Source organism: Roseomonas elaeocarpi (genome assembly GCF_042433915.1).
GTDB classification, from domain to species: Bacteria; Pseudomonadota; Alphaproteobacteria; order Acetobacterales; family Acetobacteraceae; genus Roseomonas; species Roseomonas elaeocarpi.
On record NZ_JBHLUN010000011.1, the window covers coordinates 50587 to 71291 of the forward strand.

19 protein-coding genes are annotated in these 20705 nt (G+C 70.9%); 13 read left to right on the plus strand and 6 right to left on the minus strand.

Features of this window, described 5'->3' with window-relative positions:
- Nucleotides 1-128: 128 nt before the first annotated feature.
- From ACFFGY_RS16500 to ACFFGY_RS16530, 7 genes are all read left to right on the plus strand, one after another.
- Nucleotides 129-1658 carry an ABC transporter substrate-binding protein gene (locus ACFFGY_RS16500; RefSeq protein WP_377045607.1) on the plus strand — a complete coding sequence of 510 codons (1530 nt, stop codon included), beginning with the start codon at nt 129-131 and terminating at the stop codon, nt 1656-1658.
- Nucleotides 1658-2608: an ABC transporter permease gene (locus ACFFGY_RS16505; RefSeq protein WP_377045608.1), complete on the plus strand. Its 951-nt coding sequence runs from the start codon at nt 1658-1660 to the stop codon at nt 2606-2608. Before ACFFGY_RS16500 ends, ACFFGY_RS16505 begins: the two co-directional genes overlap by 1 nt.
- Complete coding sequence (locus ACFFGY_RS16510; protein WP_377045609.1) at nt 2605-4473, plus strand: dipeptide/oligopeptide/nickel ABC transporter permease/ATP-binding protein; 1869 nt, start codon at nt 2605-2607, stop codon at nt 4471-4473. The genes ACFFGY_RS16505 and ACFFGY_RS16510 overlap by 4 nt, the downstream gene beginning before the upstream one ends.
- Nucleotides 4470-5465 carry an ABC transporter ATP-binding protein gene (locus tag ACFFGY_RS16515; RefSeq protein ID WP_377045610.1) on the plus strand — a complete coding sequence of 332 codons (996 nt, stop codon included), beginning with the start codon at nt 4470-4472 and terminating at the stop codon, nt 5463-5465. The genes ACFFGY_RS16510 and ACFFGY_RS16515 overlap by 4 nt, the downstream gene beginning before the upstream one ends.
- A gap of 50 nt (nt 5466-5515) precedes the next feature.
- On the plus strand, nt 5516-6331 hold the full coding sequence (locus tag ACFFGY_RS16520) for a creatininase family protein (RefSeq protein WP_377045611.1): 816 nt from the start codon (nt 5516-5518) through the stop codon (nt 6329-6331).
- Between the two features lie 119 nt (nt 6332-6450).
- Nucleotides 6451-6744, plus strand: a complete 294-nt coding sequence (locus ACFFGY_RS16525; RefSeq protein ID WP_377045612.1) for a hypothetical protein — start codon at nt 6451-6453, stop codon at nt 6742-6744.
- Nucleotides 6745-6891: 147 nt separating this feature from the next.
- Nucleotides 6892-7335: a flagellar biosynthesis protein FlhF gene (locus ACFFGY_RS16530; RefSeq protein WP_377045613.1), complete on the plus strand. Its 444-nt coding sequence runs from the start codon at nt 6892-6894 to the stop codon at nt 7333-7335.
- Here the strand turns inward: ACFFGY_RS16530 and ftsY are convergent.
- Nucleotides 7329-8483: a signal recognition particle-docking protein FtsY gene (gene ftsY / locus ACFFGY_RS16535; protein WP_377045631.1), complete on the minus strand. Its 1155-nt coding sequence runs from the start codon at nt 8481-8483 to the stop codon at nt 7329-7331. The genes ACFFGY_RS16530 and ftsY overlap by 7 nt on opposite strands.
- Nucleotides 8484-8852: 369 nt before the next feature.
- On the minus strand, nt 8853-9668 hold the full coding sequence (gene dapF, locus ACFFGY_RS16540; protein ID WP_377045614.1) for a diaminopimelate epimerase: 816 nt from the start codon (nt 9666-9668) through the stop codon (nt 8853-8855).
- Nucleotides 9669-9840: 172 nt separating this feature from the next.
- On the opposite strand from dapF, the gene ACFFGY_RS16545 reads away from it, so the two are divergent.
- Complete coding sequence (locus ACFFGY_RS16545; RefSeq protein ID WP_377045615.1) at nt 9841-11061, plus strand: alpha-hydroxy acid oxidase; 1221 nt, start codon at nt 9841-9843, stop codon at nt 11059-11061.
- A gap of 100 nt (nt 11062-11161) precedes the next feature.
- On the opposite strand, the gene ACFFGY_RS16550 is transcribed toward ACFFGY_RS16545, so the two are convergent.
- Nucleotides 11162-11896 carry a DUF4336 domain-containing protein gene (locus tag ACFFGY_RS16550; protein ID WP_377045616.1) on the minus strand — a complete coding sequence of 245 codons (735 nt, stop codon included), beginning with the start codon at nt 11894-11896 and terminating at the stop codon, nt 11162-11164.
- A 310-nt stretch (nt 11897-12206) separates the two neighbouring features.
- Between ACFFGY_RS16550 and rpmI the strand changes: the two genes are divergently transcribed.
- From rpmI to pheT, 4 genes are all read left to right on the plus strand, one after another.
- The gene (gene rpmI, locus ACFFGY_RS16555; RefSeq protein WP_377045617.1) at nt 12207-12413 is read left to right on the plus strand and encodes a 50S ribosomal protein L35; all 207 of its coding nucleotides are present in this window, start codon (nt 12207-12209) and stop codon (nt 12411-12413) included.
- Between the two features lie 12 nt (nt 12414-12425).
- Complete coding sequence (gene rplT / locus ACFFGY_RS16560) at nt 12426-12791, plus strand: 50S ribosomal protein L20 (protein WP_377045618.1); 366 nt, start codon at nt 12426-12428, stop codon at nt 12789-12791.
- Between the two features lie 170 nt (nt 12792-12961).
- Nucleotides 12962-14047 carry a phenylalanine--tRNA ligase subunit alpha gene (pheS, locus tag ACFFGY_RS16565; RefSeq protein ID WP_377045619.1) on the plus strand — a complete coding sequence of 362 codons (1086 nt, stop codon included), beginning with the start codon at nt 12962-12964 and terminating at the stop codon, nt 14045-14047.
- A 6-nt stretch (nt 14048-14053) separates the two neighbouring features.
- Entirely contained in the window at nt 14054-16549 is a 2496-nt protein-coding gene (gene pheT / locus ACFFGY_RS16570; protein WP_377045620.1) for a phenylalanine--tRNA ligase subunit beta, read from the plus strand.
- A gap of 85 nt (nt 16550-16634) precedes the next feature.
- Here pheT and ACFFGY_RS16575 read toward each other — a convergent pair whose 3' ends face one another.
- Complete coding sequence (locus ACFFGY_RS16575; protein ID WP_377045621.1) at nt 16635-17459, minus strand: siderophore-interacting protein; 825 nt, start codon at nt 17457-17459, stop codon at nt 16635-16637.
- An 11-nt stretch (nt 17460-17470) separates the two neighbouring features.
- Nucleotides 17471-18043 (minus strand): PadR family transcriptional regulator, encoded by a 573-nt coding sequence (locus ACFFGY_RS16580; protein WP_377045622.1) that lies wholly within the window; start codon nt 18041-18043, stop codon nt 17471-17473.
- A 196-nt stretch (nt 18044-18239) separates the two neighbouring features.
- Here ACFFGY_RS16580 and lepA point away from each other — a divergent pair, with 196 nt between their 5' ends.
- Nucleotides 18240-20045, plus strand: coding sequence for a translation elongation factor 4 (gene lepA / locus ACFFGY_RS16585; protein ID WP_377045623.1), 1806 nt, complete (start codon nt 18240-18242; stop codon nt 20043-20045).
- A 190-nt stretch (nt 20046-20235) separates the two neighbouring features.
- Here the strand turns inward: lepA and ACFFGY_RS16590 are convergent, their stop codons facing one another.
- Nucleotides 20236-20661 (minus strand): cupin domain-containing protein, encoded by a 426-nt coding sequence (locus tag ACFFGY_RS16590; RefSeq protein WP_377045624.1) that lies wholly within the window; start codon nt 20659-20661, stop codon nt 20236-20238.
- Nucleotides 20662-20705 lie beyond the last annotated feature (44 nt).

The window sequence follows — 20705 nt, forward strand, 5'->3', positions numbered from 1 at the left end:
GCGGCTGGAGTGCTCACGGAAGCTGCGCCGCGAGGATCGGGGAACAGGTTGCGGCCGGCGCGTCCATCGCCGCGTCCGCGCTCGTGCACCCTGGTCCGGCGATCACCGCGAAACGGAGGCCGAGGCGCATGAGCAACGGGATCACCACCAGCCGGCGGAGCCTTCTCGGCGCGGCGGCCGCCCTGCCCTTCCTGCGGATGCCCGCCCGCGCGCAGAAGCAGCCGGACACGCTGATCTTCGGCCTTTCGACCTTTCCGCCCAACCTGCAACCCTGGGTGAGCACCGGCGCCTCGGCCGGCACGATCAAGCTCCTGACCCATGGCTCGCTGCTGTCCTACGACAAGCAGGGAGAGCTGCAGGGCGAACTGGCGGAAAGCTGGTCGGTGGACGGCGACGGCGCCTGGGTTTTCAAGCTGCGGCAGGGCTGCGTCTTCCACAACGGGGAGCCGGTGACCGCCGAGGATGTGAAATGGTCGATCGAGCAGATCGCCGGCGAACGCTCCACCGCCTACATGCGCGCGCAGTTCCAGAGCATCGCGCGCGTCGAGATCCCCGATCCGGCCACGGTGCGGATCGTCACCAAGGAACCGATGGCGCCGCTGCCGAGCTGGTTCGTCAACTACAACGTCTTCGTCATCTGGCGGAAGTCGGCGGCCAACGAGCCGATCGGCTGCGGCCCCTATCGGGTCACGGCGCAGGAGCGCGGCTCCTCCATCGAGCTCACGAAGTTCGACAAGTTCTACAAGCCCGGCCTGCCGAAGCTGCGCACGCTGCGCTTCGTGGTCTACGCCGACGAGAACCTTCGCACGGCCGCACTTCAGTCGGGCGACGTGGACATGATCGAGTACGTGCCCTGGCAGTCCATGGCGGCGATCGAGGCGGACCCGCGCCTGAAGCTCGACGCCAAGGACGGGCCGTTCATGGACATCCTGTTCAACGGCTCCAAGGGTCCCTTCGCCGATGCGCGCGTGCGCCGCGCCGTGGCCCATGCGGTGAAGCGCGAGGACATCGTGAAGGCCGCTTTCTACGGCCGCGGCGCGTCGCTGGAAGGCGTGCCGATCACCCCAGGCACGCCCTGGTACGACGAGCAGCTGGCCCATGGCTGGAACTACGACCCGGCACGCTCCAAGGCGCTGCTGGCCGAGGCCGGCATGGCGGACGGGTTCCAGACGACGCTGCTGGCAACCGCCACCTACGGCATGCACAAGGACACGGCCGAGGTGGTGCAGCAGCACCTGGCCGCGGTGGGCATCCAGTGCGAGCTGCGCCTGCCCGACTGGGCGACGCGCGTGAATCTCGGCACCCGCGGGCAGTACGAGATCGCGATCCACGGCACCTCGGCCGACAGCAATGATCCGGACGGGTTGTCGGCCGTGCTCGACACCTCGCTCGCGCCGACGCACGGGCGCTCCTTCGGCCTCAAGGCGCCGCGCACCGTGGAGCTGATGGCCAAGGGCCGCACCGAGTTCGATCAGAACAAGCGCGTCGCGATCTACAAGGACATGCAGCACGCGGCCCTGGAGGAGGTGCCGATGGTCGGCCTCGCCTGGCGCTCGCAGGGCTACGGCATGGTCAAGAACCTTCAGGGTTTCACCAACCTCGCCGGCGGTGCCGGAACACAGTCGGTGATCCAGCTCGAGGAGGTGGTGTTCGGCTGATGCTCTGGCTCCTCCGTCGCATCGGGGTTTCGCTGGTGCTGGTCTGGGTGGTGGCGACCATCGTCTTCATGGCGCTGCACCTCGTGCCGGGTGACCCTGCGGAACTGCTCCTGTCCTCCGGCGGCGTGGCGCCCGATCCGGCCGCGGTGGAGGAGCTGCGCGACCGCCTCGGTCTTAACCGCCCGATCCTGTCGCAGTACGCGAGCTTCCTGGAAGGCCTGGCGCAGGGCGATCTCGGCACCTCGCTGGTGGACGACTATCCGGTGGCGCAGGAGATTGCGCTGCGCCTGCCGCGCACGCTGGAGATCATCCTGGCGGGCACGATCCTGTCGGTGGTGGTCGCGATGCCGGCGGGGATCTTCGCCGCGCTCAACCGCGGCGGCGTCTTCGACAAGGTGGCGTCCTGGGTGGCGGCGGTGCTGCTGGCCATTCCCGTCTTCGTGGTAGGCACGCTGCTGGTGCTGATCCTGGCGCAGCAGCTGCGCGTCATGCCGGCCGGCGGCTACGTGCCGCTGTTGCAGAACCCGACGCAGCACTTCGTGTTGCTGTCGCTGCCGGCGCTGGCGATCGCCAAGGGGTTGGCCGCCGTGGTGTATCGCATGACGCGAGCCTCGGTGCTGGATGCGTTGTCGCGCGACTACGTCCGCACCGCGCGCGCCAAGGGGCTGACGCCGATGCGGGTGCTGCTGCGCCACGTGGTGCGCAACGCCATGAACCCGGTGCTGACGGTGCTGGGCCTGCAGATGGGCGCGCTGCTCGGCGGCACGGTGCTGGTGGAATACGTGTTCAACTGGCCCGGCCTGTCCACGCCGCTGCTGCGCGCGGTGGAAGGGCGCGACTACCCGATGGTGGTGGGGATCGTGCTGACCATCTCGGCGCTGTTCCTGCTGCTCAACCTCGTCATGGAGCTGCTCTACGCGGCGCTCGATCCCAGGATCCGCAACGCATGAGGCTGCCCCGCAAATTCGCCGTCTGGTTCCCGCTGGCGATCGTCGGTGCCGTGGTGCTGCTGGCCCTGGCGGCGCCGATCCTGCCGCTGCCCGACCCGGTGCGGCAGGACATCGCCCACCGCCTGTCCGGCAGCATCCCCGGCAGTCCGTTGGGGCGGGACGAGTTCGGGCGCGACGTGCTGTCGCGGCTGATCTGGGGCGCGCGCTCCTCGCTGGCCGTCGCCTTCGCCTCGGCGCTGATCGCGGGCGTCGTCGGCACGGCGCTGGGCCTGCTCGCCGGATGGTTCCGCGGCCTGGTGGAGCTGTTCTCGCTGCGCAGCATGGACATCATCCTGTGCTTCCCGCACGTGCTCCTGGCGCTGCTGGTGGTGACGCTGCTGGGCCCCGGCATCGGCACGCTCATCCTGGTGCTGTCGGTGGTCTACCTGCCGGGCTTCGCGCGCGTGACCTATGCCGAGGTGTTGTCGGCACGTTCGCACGACTACGTCGAGGCGGTTCGCGCCCTGGGCGCGCCGACGGGGCGCATCCTGCTGCGTACCGTGCTGCCCAACGTGGCCGGGCCGATCCTGGTGCAGGTCTCGCTCGCGGTGGCCTCCGCCGTGGTGCTGGAAAGCGGCTTGAGCTTCCTGGGCCTGGGCGTGGTGCCCCCATCCCCGTCCTGGGGCCTGATGATCCGCGGCGCACGCGCCACCATGGAACAGGCGCCGCTGCTGCTGCTCTGGCCGTGCCTCGCGCTGACGGTGACGATCCTGGGCATGAACCTGCTGTGTGACGCGCTGCGCGACGCGGTGGACCCGCGGACACCGGCAGCCCGCACGCGGCTGCGCGTCGTCGACCGGCTGCTGCCGGGCCTCGTGCCGCCGGCCCCCGTCCGCGCCGACACGGTGCTGGAGGTTCAAGGGTTGACGGTGGAGATCGCCACCCCGCGCGGCGCCATCCGGCCGGTGCAGGACGTGTCGCTCACGGTGCGGGCCGGGGAAACGCTGGCCGTGGTGGGCGAGAGCGGTTCCGGCAAGTCGGTGACCGCCACCGCGGTGATGGGCCTCCTGCCGCCCGCCGCGCGACCCGTGGCCGGCGCGGCCTGGCTCGGCGAGCAGGACCTGCTGCGGCTGAGCGAGGAAAAGCTGCGCCAGCTGCGCGGTGGTCCCATGGCCATGGTGTTCCAGGACCCGATGAGCAGCCTCAACCCGGTGCACCGGGTGGGCGATCAGGTGGCTGAGGCCATCCTGGCGCACCAGCCGAGGCTCGGCGCCGCCGCGGCGCGGGAGCGGGTGCTGGAACTGTTCCGGCAGGTCGGCATCGCCGATCCTGAGCGTCGCGTCCGGACCTTTCCGCACGAGATGTCGGGCGGCATGCGCCAGCGCGTGATGATCGCCATGGCGCTGGCCAACAAGCCGCGCCTGCTGATCGCCGATGAGCCGACCACGGCGCTCGATGTTACGGTGCAGGCGCAGATCTTGGACCTGCTGGCGCAGCTGCAGCGCGACACCGGCACGGCCATGATCTTCATCACCCATAGCTTGGGCGTGGTGGCCGAGATCGCCGACACGGTGGCGGTGATGTATGCCGGCCAGGTGGTGGAACAGGGCCGCGTGGCGCAGGTCTTCGCGCAGCCGCTGCATCCCTATACCCGCGCCCTGCTCGACGCCGTGCCGGAGGGCGACACGCAGCCCGAAGGCATCCCCGGCGTGGTGCCGCCGCCCTATGCCTTTCCGGTGGGCTGCCGCTTCGCCGCCCGTTGCGGCTTCCGCCGGCCGGCCTGCGAGAGCGCGCCCGTGCCGCTGGACGAGGCCGCCGGCAACCGCGAGGTGCGCTGCGTCCGTTGGCGCGAGCTCGACCTGACCCCGAGAGAGGCCGTGGCATGAGCGCTGCCATCGAGACATCGCCCGCGGATGCGCCTCTGATCGAAGCGAAGGGGCTTTCCAAGACCTTCGGCGGCGGCTTTCTCAGCCGCGCCAGGCCGGTGCAGGCGGTTCGCGGCATCGACGCGGGCGTCCGGCGCGGGGAAGCGCTGGGCGTGGTGGGCGAGAGCGGTTCGGGCAAGAGCACGCTGGGGCGGCTGATGCTGGGGCTGATGCCGGCCACGGGTGGCACCATCCGCTTCGACGGGGTGCCCGTGACGGGGGCCTCGGGACGGGACTGGCGGCAGCTGCGCCGGCGCATGCAGATCGTGTTCCAGGACCCGTTCAGCAGCCTCGACCCGCGCCGCCGCGTGGGCCCGCAGATCGCCGACGGTCTGCTGATCCACGGGTTGATGGACGCGCCGCGCCGCGACGCCCGGGTGGCGGAGCTGCTGACGCAGGTCGGCCTCGACCCGTCGCATGCCGGGCGCTTCCCGCACGAGTTCTCGGGCGGGCAGCGGCAGCGCATCGGCATCGCTCGCGCCCTGGCCACGGGGCCGGAGTTCCTGGTGGCCGACGAGCCGGTGTCGGCGCTCGACGTGTCGATCCAGGCGCAGGTGGTGAACCTGCTGGCCGACCTTCGGCAGCGGCTCGGCCTGGCGCTGCTGTTCATCAGCCACGACCTGCCGGTGGTGCGGCACCTCTGTGACCGGGTGCTGGTGATGTACCTGGGCCGCGTCATGGAGGAAGGGCCGGCCGAGGAGGTCTTCAGCCGCCCGCGCCACCCCTACACGCGCGCCCTGCTCTCGGCGACGCCGCGGCTCGATCCGAAGCACCGGACCCGCCGCATCCTGCTCACGGGCGATCCGCCGAGCCCGTCCAATCCGCCCTCGGGCTGCGTGTTCCGCACGCGCTGCGCCCACGCCCAGCCCCGCTGTGCCGAGACCGTGCCGGAACTCCGCGAGTTCGGCGGGGCCGCCCGGGTCGCCTGCGTGCGGGCCGAAGAACTGAACTGATCCGGGCCGTCCGCTCACCCCGGCCCCTTTCCACCAGGAGACTGCGTCAGATGGCCACTGCCACCAGCCCCAAGGTCCATATGGGGACCCTCACCGCCGGCGAGGCGCGCGAGATCTTCGCCCGCCGCCCGGTGATCCTGCTGCCGATGGGCAGCCACGAGGAACAGGGCCCGCACGCCCAGATGGGCGACTACCTGCTGGCCGAGAAGATGGCGGAGCTGATCGCGCTTCGCGCCACGGCGGCGGGCACGGAAACCCTGGTGGCGCCGGTGCTGCCCTTTGGCGGGGCGGATTATTTCGGCTCCATGCCCGGCGGCATCGCCATCCGTCAGTCGACGCTGACCCTGGTGCTGCAGGACATGTTCAGCAACCTGCTCCGCCACGGCCTGACCCGGCTGATCGTGATCAACGGCCATGGCGGCAATGTCGGCCCGATCTACGACGTGACGCGCGAGCTGCACCGCGAGAAGGGCGTGGTGATCCCGAGCCTTTACCTGTGGAAGATTTCCTACGGGCTGCTGCCCGGCCTGATCGGCGCCGAGAAGGCGAAGCAGGTGTCCGGCCACGGCGCGGACCCGCTGACCAGCCTGGCCATGCACCTGATGCCCGAGAACCTGCGCCCCGACATGGTTCCGCAGACCAAGGAGCGGAAGGATTTCATGGGCCTGAAGATGACCGGCTGGGGCAAGGCCAGCTTCGAGGGCGCCGAGGTGGACATGCCGCTCGAATACGACATGACCTATGCCAACGGCGTCGGCGCCGGCGACCCGCGCCTCTGCTCGGCGGAAACGGGTGCCCTGTTGTCGGAGAAGCTCACCGAGGTGTGCAGCAGCTTCGTGCAGCACTACGCCGCCCAGACCGCCTGAACGGGTGACCTGAACGGCTGGACCGCGGGACGGCCGGAAGGCCGTTTCGCGCGTCGCGTGATGCGGTTGCAGCCACAGGTTGCTGGAGTGTTAACGGCCTCCTGCCGCACAGGGGGTTTATGCGTGTCACCCCGGCCTCCTCCCGTGCCCGCTACCCCTTCGCGAACCGGCGGGCGTTAAGCGAGGATTCACGGCTATCCGCCACGATCCTGCGTATGATCGCGCTGAACTCCCTGTCGGCCTTCTCGCAGGATGTTGCCCGCACCGGCAGCACCACGGGCGTCACTCCGGTGCGCAGCCGCAGCATCGAGGCGGTCGGGCGGAGCGAGTCGCCGGGCCGGAGCCTGGAGGCCATTCCGGAGCAGCCCAGCAAGCCGCTGCCCCGTGGCTCGCTGCTGGACCTGAAGGTGTGAGCGAAACGCAGCGCAGGGTTTCCGCCGCGTAATCTGCTTGTGATTCGCCGGGCGCGATCGCATCTTCTTGTTATGCGAACGGTAGATTCCGGCTCGTCATCGAGCCGAACGTCGCTTGAAGCGTTCGGGTTCAGGCCATTGCGGGCGTTGCTCCCGCTGCTGGTGGTGCTGAGCCTGCCCCTGGCGGCGCCCCTCCTCATCCCTCCGGCCGTGGCACAGACCGAGCAGGTCGCCCCTGCGCCTGCCCCACGGGTGTCCCGCGCCGCCCGGCCCGCGCGCCAGCGGCCCCGCACGGCACGGCCGGCGCCGAAGCTGGAGGAACCGACGCCTATCGCCCCGCTGCCGCCCCTGGCGACCACGGTGCCGGCACCGAACTACGAGCTGGCGCCGGTGCCGAACCGTGATGTCCAGGCGCCGCGTGCCCTGGCGCGCGATGAGGATCGTCCCAGCTTCACGCCGGGCTTCCTGCCGCCGCCGAACTCGCGCCGCACCGGCACCAGCAGCATCACCGAGGACGATCTGGGCAGCCGCAACGCCGCGCTGCGCGAACTGACGCCCGGGGCGCGGCTGCGGCTTCCCTTCGTTTACTGATCGAGCCCGACCAGCGAGCGGGCGAAATCCCGCGGGTCGAAGGGCCGGAGGTCGGCCGCCTTTTCGCCGACGCCGACGGCATGGACCGGCAGGCCGAACTCCTGCGCCAGCGCCACCACCACGCCGCCCTTGGCCGAGCCATCGAGCTTGGTCACCACGAGGCCGGTGACGTCCACCATCTCGCGGAACACCTTGACCTGCTGCAGGGCGTTCTGGCCGGTGGTGGCATCCAGCACCAGCAGCGTCGCGTGTGGCACGGCGGCGTCCTTCTTGCGCAGGACGCGCACGACCTTGCGCAGCTCCTCCATCAGGCCGGACTTGTTGTGCAGGCGCCCGGCGGTGTCCACCAGCAGCACGTCCATCCCTTCCGCCACCGCGCGGTCCAGCGCCTCGTGCGCCAGGCCGGCGGCATCGGCGCCGGTGCGCGCCGGCACCACCACGGGCGAGCCGGTGCGGTCGCCCCAGACCTGCAGCTGCTCCACCGCCGCGGCGCGGAAGGTATCGCCGGCGGCCAGCATCACGCGCCGGCGCTCGCCCCGCCACTGCTCGGCCAGCTTGGCGATGGTGGTGGTCTTGCCGGTGCCGTTCACGCCCACCATCAGCACGGTAAAGGGCTTGGTGCCCGGCGGCGGCACCAGCGGCTGCGCCACGGGAGCCAGGATGGCGGCGATCTCCTCGGCCAGCGCGAGCTTCACCTCCTCGTCCGAGACCTGCTTGCCGAAACGCGTGCGGCGGAACTTCTCCACGATCCGGCGTGAGGCCGCGACGCCGAGATCGGCCGCGATCAGCGTTTCCTCCAGCTCCTCCAGCGCGGCCTCGTCGAGGGGGCGCTTGGTGAAAAGGCCGGTGAGATTGTCGGTCAGCCGCTGCGTGGAGCGCTGCAGCCCGGCGCGCAGGCGGCCGAAAAAGCCGACCCCCGCGTTGGCGTTCGCGGGGGGTTCCTCAATCGGCGGCGGAGTTCCCGGCTCCTGGTCCGGGGGAAGGTCGGGGATGTCGTAAGGCGGTGGCTCGTCGACGTCCGGCTCGTCCTGGTCGGGCGGCACGGGGATCGGCGGCGGTGGCTCCTGCACCGGGGGCGGCACCGGCACGGGGTCGCCCGCGCGCGGGCCCACGGTGGCGGGAACCTCGCGGACCGGAATGGCCGGCATCACCGGCTGAACGACGGCAGGCTCCGGCAGCGTGGCCGGCGGGGCGAGGAACGCCGTGGCCGGCGGCGGCTCGGCCAGGGTCGTGGCCACGGGCGGTGCGGTGAGCGTGATGCTGGTGCTGCCGGGCCGCAGCGCGTCGTCCACCTGAACCACCGTGTCCACGGCGGGGATCGGGTTGTTCCAGATGTCGATCCCTTGCGCAGCCCCTTGGGCCGAAACCTCCGCGCCAGGGAGATCGACGGGCTGGGGCTCCGCCGCGGGCGCGACGGGCTCGGGCGAAACGGGTGCCGGGGCGGGAGCAGTGTCCCGGCCGGTGAAGCGGTTCCAGAGGTCCTTGAGCGCCATGCGGGTGCTGGCCTCCCTGCTATGTCAGAGTTCGAGCGTACCGAGGAACGCCGTGGCGACCGGCCCGGTCATGAGGACGTGGCCATCCTCGCGCCACTGGATCAGGAGGTCCCCGCCCGGAAGCGACACCGTGGCCGTCCGGTTGCACAGCCCGCGCCGGTGGGCGTTCACCAGCGTGGCGCAGGCACCGCTGCCGCAGGCCAGGGTCAGACCGGCGCCGCGTTCCCACACCACCAGGCGCAGGTGGTCAGGGGCGAGCACCTCGGTGAAGCCGATATTCGCCCGCTCCGGGAACCAGGCGTCATGCTCCAGCGCGGGACCGACTGCTGGGATGTCCAGTGCGTCCAGCGATGGCACGAAGAAGGTGGCGTGCGGGTTGCCCATCGAGCAGGCCGCGGGATCGCTGACGGGGCCGAGCGTCAACGGGAGGCGGAGCGTATCGGCCTCCCTCGCCAACGGCACGTCCCGCCAGCCGAGCCTGGCCTCGCCCATGTCCACCTCGACCAGCCCGCCGTCGCGGGCCGTGGCCACGAGGTCGCCCGAGATCGTGCGCACCGTGACGCTGGGCTTGCGAAGCTCCTCCATCAGCAGGCTGGCGACGCAGCGCGTGGCATTGCCGCAGGCACCGGCTTCCGAACCGTCAGGATTGCGGATCTGCATGAAGGCGTCGGCGCCGTCGTCGGCGGGCTCGATCACGATCAGCTGGTCGAAGCCCACTCCGCGCCGGCGGTCGCCGATCGCCACCACCGACTCGGTGGTCAGGGGGACGGGCGTCTGGCGGCCGTCGAGCACGACGAAGTCGTTGCCGAGGCCATGCATCTTTCGAAAGGGCGTGGTCACCGCGGCGATATAGGGCGCCGCGGCGTGAGTCGGAACCCGCCCCGTCGGGAACGAGCGCCGGGCCGACCGGGGCCATGCATCCCACCAGGCCGGCCCCGACTTGTCACCGCGCCGTGCTGCGGGTTCTCTTTCAGCCGACCCCCGGCGAAAGAACAGGCGAAAGAACAACGGCATGGCAAGCGTCCCTTCCCCGCCTGATGCCCGGCCCGTGGTCCGCCCCGCGCCGGCCCTGCGCCGCATCCTCAACCTCCATGACTTCGAGCCGGCGGCGCGCGGCGTCCTGCCGCGGCCCCTCTTCGGCTACGTCGCCGGCGCGGCGGAGGACAACGCCACGCTGGCCGACAACCGTGCCGCCTTCGCCGAGTACGGCTTCAGCCCCCGGATCCTGACCGATGTCAGCCGGCGCTTGCAGGCGGTGGAACTGCTGGGTACGCGCTGGAACGCGCCCTTCGGCATCGCGCCGATGGGATTGGCGGCGATGATGAGCTACCGCGGCGACCTCGTCCTGGCGCGCGCCGCGGCCGGGGCGGGCATCCCGATGGTGCTGAGTGGAACCTCGCTGATCCCGATGGAGGAGGTCGCGCGCGCCGCGCCGGACAGCTGGTTCCAGGCCTACCTGCCGGGCGAGCCGGACCGGATCGCGGCGCTGGTGTCGCGGGCGGAGCGTGCCGGCTTCACGACGCTGGTGCTGACGGTGGACACCGCCGTGCTGCCCAGCCGCGAGAACAATGTCCGCAACGGCTTCTCCACGCCGCTGCGGCCCAGCCTGCGCCTGGCCTGGGACGGGATGATACGCCCGCGCTGGCTGGCTGGGATGCTGGCGCGGACGCTGCTGCGGCATGGCATGCCGCATTTCGAGAATTCCTACGCCGAGCGCGGCGCACCGATCATCGCCCGCAACGCCCAGCGCGACCTGGGCAAGCGCGACCACCTGAACTGGACGCACCTGGAGCAGATCCGCCGGCAATGGCGCGGCAAGCTGCTGGTGAAGGGCATCATCCGGGGTGAGGACGCCGCCCGGGCGCGGGAGATCGGGGCGGATGCGGTGATCGTCTCCACCCATGGCGGGCGGCAGCTCGACGGCACGGTGGCCTCGCTGCGCGCCCTTCCGGAGGTCGTGGCGGCGGCGGGCGGGATGCCGGTGCTGCTGGACAGCGGCGTGCGGCGCGGCACCGACGTGCTGAAGGCGATCGCGCTCGGCGCGCGCTTCGTGTTCGTGGGGCGCCCTTTCCTGTTCGCGGCCGCGGTGGCGGGCGAGGAAGGCGTCCGCCACGCGATCTCGCTGCTGTCGGGCGAGGTGGACCGGGACATGGCGATGCTGGGGATCAACAGCCTCGAGGAACTCGACTCCTCCTGGCTGCGGCGGATCGGGGGCGTCGTGCACGGGGGCTGAACGCCCCGCTTGCCGGTCAGCCGGCGCTGCCGGGCACCGCGTGCGCGGCCGCCTCGGCGGCGAGGCGCGCCTGAGGCGCGGCCGCCGGGAAGGCCGGGCGTCAGACCAGCCAGCGCATCGCGCGGCGGAGCTTCGCGGCGGCATCCTCCCGGTAGGGCTGCCCATGGGCGAAGATCACCTGTTCCGGCCGCCAGTCGAGGATCCGGCTCACGGCCGCGGCGGCGGCTTCGCGGCGCAGAAGCAGCACGGCGCGCAGGTGCGGCGCGGTGCCGCCTTCCGGCGCCGCGATGCCGGCCACCCTGGCCAGCTTCGCCACGGGCGGCGGCAGGCCGTTCGGGTCGAAGTTCTGGATCAGGTCGGTCAGGATCGTGGTGCGGCTCGGGCGATGAAAGAAGGCGACCTCGTGGAAGCCGAGGCCGCCCGGCACCACCACCTGGTCGATCTCGCCCGCCCAGGCCTCGGGCGGGCGGCTGCCGAGATCCGTGTCGAGCCGTACGCCGCTGCGCCGGACCTGCCCACGCTCCCGCAGGCCCGGGGCCGCCCAGGTGATCGCCTCGGGGCAGCGGCGCTGCCAGTCGCGCAGCAGGGTCCAGTGGACGATGTTGGGCGCCACGATGTGGCGGATCGGCCCGATCTCAGCCAGCGCCGCGAAGAGCGGCTCCGTCAGTCGCGTCGGCGAATGGAGCCAGAGGTCGCCATTGCCGAGGCGCGCCACGGTCATCCGGATCGGCACCGGCACGACGCCCAGCGCCATCAGCGGCCCGCTGTCCACGATCCAGAGGTTCTCGCCCAGGGGCTTGGGCGTATCGAGCGGTGCATGAACGGCGGTGGGCATGGCGTCTCCTGATCTTGGTGGTGTTGCCGGCACTCCGTCGGTGACCGACCTGAGGTGGGTTCCCGCGATGCTCCGCTAACGTTGCTCCCTGCCCGATGCTGCATCGCCGCGCGTTCCTTGCGCGACGGGCGGCCGTACCCCTTGCCGTGCCGGGACGGCGCCGTTATACGCCGCCTCTCCGCGCGACCGGGCCGTGTTGGGCTGCCCGGCCGTGGAAGCGTGTTCCCGCCGCATGGTGTGGTGTGCGTGGCTGCCCCGTTCCACGGTGCGCGGCCGCCAGGGATGCGCGCGACCCGAACAGGAGGTCCAAATGCCCAAGATGAAGACCAAGTCGGCCGCCAAGAAGCGGTTCAAGATCACGGCGACGGGCAAGGTCCTCGCCGGTCCCGGCAAGAAGCGCCATAACCTGTCGGCTCGTCCGCAGAAGGCCAAGCGCCAGAACCGTGGCACGCAGGTCCTGCGTCACCAGGACGGCCTGACGGTCAAGCAGTGGCTGCCCTACGGGCTGGATCGGTAAGGAAGCGCAACCATGGCTCGTGTTAAGCGCGGCGTTGTCGCCCACGCCCGTCACAAGAAGGTCCTCAAGCTCGCCAAGGGCTATGTCGGCCGTTCCTCCACGGCTTTCCGCCCCGCGATCGAGCGGGTCGAGAAGGGCTTGCAGTACGCCTACCGCGACCGCCGCAACAAGAAGCGCGAGTTCCGCGGCCTATGGATCCAGCGCATCAACGCGGCGTGCCGCGAGAACGGGATCGTGTATTCCCGCTTCATCGCCGGCCTGAAGGCCTCGGGCATCGAGCTGGACCGCAAGGTGCTGGCCACGATCGCCTACGAGGACGCCACCGGCTTTGGCGCCCTGGTCGAGAAGGCCAAGGCGTCCCTGCCCGCCGCGGCCTGATCCGCTGCGTGCCGGACAGTGGCGCGGCGTGAACCGCCCGCCACTGTCCAAACCGTTTTTCGGCAAAGGGGCCGCCTTCGCCTCCTCCCAAGCTGGGGGATGCGGAGCGGCCCTTCTTGTTTTTCGCGCCCCATGCGCCTGATGCGCCGGGTGCCTGAGGAGAGGCTGTGATGGCGGACGACCTCGCCGCGACGCAGGGGGAGCTGGAAGCCGCGATCGCGGCCGCCCCGGACCTGCGCGCGCTGGACGCGGTGCGCGTGGGCGCGCTGGGCAAGAGCGGCACGGTGACGGCGCTGCTGAAGGGCCTGGGCGCCGTTCCACCCGAGGAGCGCAAGGCACGCGGTGCCGCGGTGAACGCCGTGAAGCAGGCGCTGGAGGGTGCGCTGGACGCCCGCAAGGCGGTGCTGGAGCGCGAGGCGCTGGAAGCCCGGCTGCGAGCCGAGCGGCTGGACGTGTCCCTTCCCGCCCGCACCGCGCCGCCGGCCGGCGCCGAGGCAGGCGCCATCCACCCCATCGCCCGCACCGTCGAGGAGCTGACGGCGATCTTCGGCACCATGGGCTTCACGGTGGCCGAGGGGCCGGACATCGAGAGCGACTGGTACAACTTCTCGGCCCTGAACATCCCCGGCCACCATCCGGCGCGGCAGGACCAGGACACCTTCTACCTGCCGCCTGCGCATGGCGACGGCTTCGAGACGGTGCTGCGAACCCACACCTCGCCGGTGCAGATCCGCACCATGCTGGAGGGTGAGCCGCCGATCCGCGTGATCGTGCCCGGCCGCACCTACCGCGCCGACCACGACGCCACGCATTCCCCGATGTTCCACCAGGTCGAGGGGTTGGTGATCGGGCGCGACATCACGCTGGGCCACCTCAAGGGCTGCCTGATCGACTTCCTGCGCGCCTTCTTCGGGATCGCGGAACTGCCGGTGCGCTTCCGCTCCTCCTACTTCCCCTTCACCGAGCCCTCGATGGAGGTCGATATCGGCTGGGACCGGAAGACCGGCGAACTCGGCAAGGGTAGCGACTGGCTGGAGATCCTGGGCTCCGGCATGGTGCACCCGAAGGTGCTGGCCAATGCCGGCGTCGATCCCAAGGTCTGGCAGGGCTTCGCCTTCGGCATGGGGATCGAGCGCATCACCATGCTCAAGCACGGCATCGCCGACCTGCGCCCCTTCTACGAGAGCGACGTCCGCTGGCTGCGCCATTACGGCGCGCCGGTGCTGTCCCCCTTCACGCTGCACGACGCGGGCTGACCGACCATGAAGTTCACGCTTTCCTGGCTGCGGGACCATCTGGACACCGATGCCACGCCGGACCGCATCGCGGCCACGCTGAACGCCATCGGGCTGGAGGTGGAGGGCATCGAGAACAAGGCCGAGGCCCTGGCGCCCTTCCGCATCGCCCAGGTGATCGAGGCCGTGCAGCACCCAAATGCCGACCGCCTTCGCGCCTGCAAGGTCGATGTCGGCGACGGCACGATCCGCTCGGTGGTCTGCGGCGCGCCAAATGCCCGCACGGGAATGAAGGCGGTGCTGGGCCTGCCCGGCGCCTTCGTGCCCGGCACCGGCATCACGCTGAAGGTCGGCGAGATCCGCGGCGTGAAGAGCGAGGGCATGATGTGCTCGGCGCGCGAGCTCGGCCTGGGGCAGGAGCATGACGGCATCATCGACCTGCCGGCCGACGCGCCGGTGGGCGAGGTCTACGCCAAGTGGGCCGGCCTCGACGATCCGGTGATCGAGATCGCGGTGACGCCGAACCGCGGCGACGCCTTGTCGGTGCGCGGCGTGGCGCGTGACCTCGCGGCCGCCGGGCTCGGCACGCTGAAGCCGCTGAGCGATGCGCCGGTGGCGGGTTCCTTCCCCTCCCCGCTGCGCTGGGCGATCGAGGATGCAGAGGGCTGCCCCTGGGTGCTCGGACGCTCGGTGCGGGGCCTGCGCAACGGGCCGTCGCCGAAGTGGCTGCAGGACCGGCTGACGGCGATCGGGCTGCGGCCGATCTCGGCGCTGGTGGACGTGACCAACTGGTTCACCTTCGACCTCGGCCGCCCGCTGCACGTCTTCGATGCCGGCAAGGTGCATGGCGACACGCTGACGATGCGCCGCGGCCGCGTGGGCGAGAGCTACCTCGCGCTCAACGGCAAGGAGGTCGCGGTCACGGCGGAGGACCTCGTGATCGCCGACGCGCAGGGCGTCGAGAGCCTGGCCGGCATCATGGGCGGCGAGGCCAGCGGCTGCGACGAGAACACCACCGAGTGCTTCATCGAGTGCGCCCTGTTCGATCCGGTGCGGATCGCGCTGACGGGCCGCCGCCACGGGCTGCATTCCGACGCGCGGGCACGCTTTGAGCGCGGCGTGGACCCCGCCCTGCCCCCGGCGGCGCTGGAGATGGCGACCCGCATGATCCAGGAGCTCTGTGGCGGCGAGGCGAGCGAGGTCGTCGCGGCCGGCGCGGAACCGTCCTGGCAGCGCGAGGCCACGCTGCGCTTCGAGCGGATCGCCGGGTTGGGCGGCTCCGCCATCGGCGCCGACGAGGCGGTGACCGCGCTGGAGCGGCTGGGCTTCGCGGTGCAGGGGCGCGACGCGGCGGGTGTCACGGTGTCGGTGCCGTCCTGGCGCAACGACGTGGCTTCCTCCGGCTCGTCCTACCGCGCCGGCGCCACCGACCTGTCGCAGCTGGCGACCCTGCCGGCTGAGCGCGCCGCCGCCGCGGCCGCCGAGGTCGAGCGGATCGAGGCGGAGTGCGACCTGCTGGAAGAGGTGCTGCGCCTTCCAGGGCTGGACGCGGTGGCGCCGGTGTCGCTGCCGGCGCTGGCCGCCGTGCCACGCCCTTCGCTGACCCCGGCGCAGTCGCGCGCCTCGCTGGCCCGGCGCGTACTGGCGTCGCGTGGGGCGCTGGACTGCGTCAGCTTCGGCTTCATGGCGCGCGAGGCGGCGGCGCTGTTCGGCGAGACGCCGGACGCGCTGAACCTGCTGAACCCGATCGCCTCCGACCTCGACCAGATGCGGCCGACGCCGCTGGCGAGCCTGGTTCTGGCCGCCGGGCGCAACGCCGCGCGCGGCTACGGCGACGTGGCGCTGAGCGAGGTGGGGGGCGCCTACCGCGATCCGTCGCCCGCCGGGCAGCTCGCCGTCGCGGCCTCGCTGCGGGCCGGCCATACGCCGCGCCACTGGAACGAGCCGTCGCGGGCCGTGGACGCGCTGGATGCCAAGGGCGACGCCGTGGCGGTGCTCCTCGCGCTGGGCGTACCGATGGCGGGGGTGACGGTGACGACGGACGCGCCGGGCTTCTACCATCCCGGTCGTTCCGGCGTGCTGCGGCAGGGGCCGAAGACGGTGCTGGCCAGTTTCGGGGAGCTGCATCCCTCGGTGCTGGCGGCACTCGACATCACCGGCCCGGTAGTCGGCTGCGAGGTCTTCCTCGACGCCGTGCCCGAGCCCAAGCGCCGCAAGCGCGCGGCGCCGGTGCTTTCGCCCTTCCAGCCGGTGCGGCGCGACTTCGCCTTCCTGGTGGATGAGGGCGTGGCGGCCGAGGCCGTGCTGCGCGCGGCCCGGGGTGCCGAGCGCAACCTCGTCGCCGAGGTGTCGCTGTTCGACCGCTACAGTGGCGACAAGCTGCCGGCCGGCAAGGTGTCGCTGGGCGTCGAAGTGGTGCTGCAGCCGCAGGACGCGACCCTGACGGACGAGCAGATCGAGGCGGCGGCCGCCAGGATCGTGGCCGCCGTCACCAAGGCCACCGGCGCCACGCTGCGCGGGTGAACTCCGGGGCTGGCCTGTCGCCTCCTGGGGGCAGGCCGGTTCCGCCAGCCGGGCGGCGCCGCCTCACGGGGCGCGGCCCACGAGTTCAGTCGTCGAGGTTCTCGTGCGCCGCGACGGCACCGCGCTTCCAGTAGCCGGCGGCCTTCACGCGCCCTTTCGGCAGGGCATGCTGTTCGAGCAGGATGGCGCGGAGGCGCCTGGCCACCTCGCTTTCGCAGGCCACCCAGGCGAAGCCCTCGCCATCCGGCAGCGTGAACGCCGCCAGAGCCTCCTCCATTCCCGTGCTGCTGCCGGCCGCGGCCTCGCCGCGATGGATCCAGTGGATCTCCGTCCGCGCCAGGCTGCGGAAGCGCTGCTCCTCAGCGGCTGAGGCGACCTCGGCCAGCACGATAGCGCGGGCGTTCGCGGGCAGTTCCTCCAGGCGGCGGCCGATCGCCGGCAGCGCCGTCTCGTCGCCGATCAGCAGGTGCCAGTCGTAGTCGGCCGGGATCACGAAGGAACCGCGCGGCCCGCCGACGCCCAGGCGGTCGCCCGGCCGGGCACGGCTGGCCCATTCCGTGGCGGGGCCGTTGTCATGCAGGGCGAAGTCCAGCACCAGCTCGCCTGCCGCCGCGTCGAAGCGGCGGGGGGTGTAGTCGCGCGCCACCGGACGTGGCTGGCCTTCCGGAAAGACGGGCCCGTTCGGGCTGGGCGTGGGCACCACCGGCTCACGCTCACCCGGTGCGGGAAAGAACAGCTTCACGTGGTCGTTGAAGCTATCGCTGCGGAAGCCTTCCAGCGCCTCGCCGCGCAGGGTGATCCGGCGCATGGCAGGCGTGACGTCCTCCACCCGCGCCACCTCAAGCAGGCGGAAGCGGGTGTCGTGGCGAACGCGGTAAGGGGTGCGGGGCGCGGCCGTGTCGGTGCTCATGCAGGGGTTCCTCAGCTACGCTCGACCGCCTTGGCGGCGCCGTCGATGGCGTCCACGACCTGCCGGAGCTGTTCCTCGGTCAGGTCGCCGCGGCCGAGGCGCAGGCGCAGGGCGAACTTCAGGTTGTGCATGGCGCGCAGCACGCTGGCGGCGCCCTGCGGGTTGCCCTCCCCCGCCGCGGCTTCCATGCGCGCGAAGAGCCGGTCGGCCTCGGGCTTCTGTGCGTCGAGCACCCTCTGCCCTTCCTCGGTGATGGCGTAAAGCTTGCGGGCGCCTTCCGTGGCCTGCACGGCCACTTGCCCCAGTTCCTCCAGCAGGGTGAGCGTCGGATAGATCGTGCCAGGGCTGGGCCGGTAGCTGCCGCCGAGGCGCTGCTCGATCTCCTCCATCAGCTCGTAGCCGTGACGGGGGCGCTCCGCGATCAGGCGCAGCAGCACCAGGCGCAGGTCGCCGCTCTCGAAGAAGCGGCCGCCGCGGCCACCGCGGCGATGGTGACGCTCGTGCATCCCTTCCCCGTGCGGGCCGTGGCGGTGGAAGCGGTGGTGGGAGCCGCCGTGATGGTGTCCGTGTGAATGGCGAAACATGATGTTCCTCGATAGAGTTCCGATATATCGCTATCTAGGATCTAGCCGCGGCCTCGGCAAGGGAAAAGATATATCGGAAATAGCTCCCGCGCTTCCGCGTCGCGGAGGTGCTTGGTGACGGGCGTCGTGTGGCTTATCTGGGGGACAGATTTCGACGCGCGCGGCCGATCGCCCGCAGTTTCCGGCCGGACCACCCATGACCGACACCCCGCTTTCCCGCATCCGCAACTTCTCGATCATCGCCCATATTGACCACGGCAAGTCGACGCTGGCTGATCGATTGATCCAGAAGACGGGCGCGCTGTCCGACCGAGAGATGACCAACCAGGTCCTCGACAACATGGAGCTGGAGCGCGAGCGCGGCATCACCATCAAGGCGCAGACCGTGCGCCTCGATTACCGCGCCAACGACGGCGAGGTGTACGTGCTGAACCTGATGGACACGCCGGGCCACGTGGACTTCGCCTACGAGGTGTCGCGTTCGCTGGCGGCCTGCGAGGGCTCGCTGCTGGTGGTGGACGCCTCGCAGGGCGTCGAGGCGCAGACGCTGGCCAACGTGTACCAGGCGATCGACGCGAGCCACGAGATCGTGCCGATCCTGAACAAGGTGGACCTGCCGGCCGCCGAGCCCGACCGCGTCAAGCAGCAGATCGAGGACGTCATCGGCATCCCGACCGACGACGCGGTGATGATCTCGGCCAAGACGGGGCTGAACATCGAGGGCGTGCTGGAGGCCATCGTCACCCGCCTGCCGCCGCCGAAGGGCGATGCCGAGGCGCCCACCACGGCGCTGCTGGTGGACAGCTGGTACGACGCCTATCTCGGCGTGATCATCCTGGTGCGGGTGAAGGACGGCCACCTGCGGCGCGGCCAGAAGATCCGCATGATGAGCAACGGCAGCACCCACGTCATCGAGCAGGTCGGCGTGTTCCGGCCCAAGATGCAGCCGGTGGACAGCCTGAGCCCCGGCGAGATGGGCTACGTCACCGCGGCGATGAAGACCGTGGCCGACACCAATGTCGGCGACACCATTACCGATGATCGCAACCCGGCGGCGGCGCCACTGGCAGGCTTCAAGCCCTCGATCCCGGTGGTGTGGTGCGGTCTGTATCCGGTGGACGCGGACGACTTCGAGAAGCTGCGCGAGTCGCTGAGCAAGCTGCGCCTGAACGACGGCTCCTTCCACTACGAGGCCGAGACATCGGCCGCGCTGGGCTTCGGCTTCCGCTGCGGCTTCCTGGGCCTGCTGCACCTGGAGATCATCCAGGAGCGCCTGTCGCGCGAGTTCGACCTCGACCTGATCGCGACGGCGCCGAGCGTCGTCTACAAGATCAACAAGACCAACGGCGAGCAGATCGAGCTGCACAACCCGGCCGACATGCCGGACGGCTCAGTGATCGACACGATCGAGGAGCCCTGGATCAAGGCCACGATCTTCGTGCCCGACGAGTACCTGGGTTCGGTGCTGGCGCTGTGTTCGGAGCGTCGCGGACAGCAGGTGGACCTGACCTATGTCGGTACCCGCGCCATGGCGGTCTACAAGCTGCCGCTGAACGAGGTGGTGTTCGACTTCTACGACCGGCTGAAGTCGATCTCGCGCGGCTACGCCTCGTTCGACTACGTGATGGACGGCTACGAGGAAAGCGACCTCGTGAAGATCTCCATCCTGGTGAACAACGAGCCCGTGGACGCGCTGAGCTTCATGGCCCACCGCTCCCAGGCCGAGAAGCGCGGGCGTTCCATCTGCGAGCGGCTGAAGGACCTGATCCCCAAGCAGCTCTTCAAGATCGCGATCCAGGCCGCCATCGGGTCGCGCGTGATCGCGCGCGAAACCATCGGCGCGCTGAGCAAGGACGTCACCGCCAAGTGCTACGGCGGCGACATCAGCCGCAAGCGCAAGCTGTTGGAGAAGCAGAAGGAGGGCAAGAAGCGCATGCGGCAGTTCGGCAAGGTCGAGATCCCGCAGAGCGCCTTTATCGCCGCCCTGAAGATGGACGCCTGATCCGGGGTCGCCGCGCAGCGCGGGGGAACTTCCGTGCAGCGGCGCTGGTTTGCTCCCCGCAGCAGGGCCCGAACTGGCGATTCGCGCCGCTGCGCAGCCCGGTCGATGGCGCAGCACGGATCAGCCAGTCGCGTTGCGGCACGGGCGGCCCGCCGGTCAGTGCCGCGAGTGCCCTGCCCGGCCCGGCGCCTTACTGCGGCGCCGGCGTGGCCAGCGGCTTGTCCTTCGCCACGACGTAGGTGCTGATGATGCGCAGCGGCTCGGGGCCGGTGTGGATCACGTGCGGCACGCCCTCGCCGGCGAGGAAGCTGTCACCCGCCTTGATGGTGCGTTCCGGCTGCCCCTGCACCGACAAGGTCGCCGTGCCCGAAAGAACGTAGCCGATCTCGATGCCAGGATGGGTGTGCCGCGCCACCGTGAAGTTCGGCGGCACGTCGATTTGCATCAGGATCGACGCGTGACCGGCATCCGGAAAATCGGCCTGCTGCAGCGGCGTGCGCTTCAGCGCCGGTGCCTCGGTTGTTCCCTGCGCCTGCACCGTGGGTGACAGCACGGCGAGGCCGGCCAGCAGCGTCAGCGTGCCGAGCAACCCCTTGCGCCGTGTTCTGCGGGTCATGGCGAGTTCTTCCTGTTCCTGCGGCCGTTCCTGCCGGAACAGAA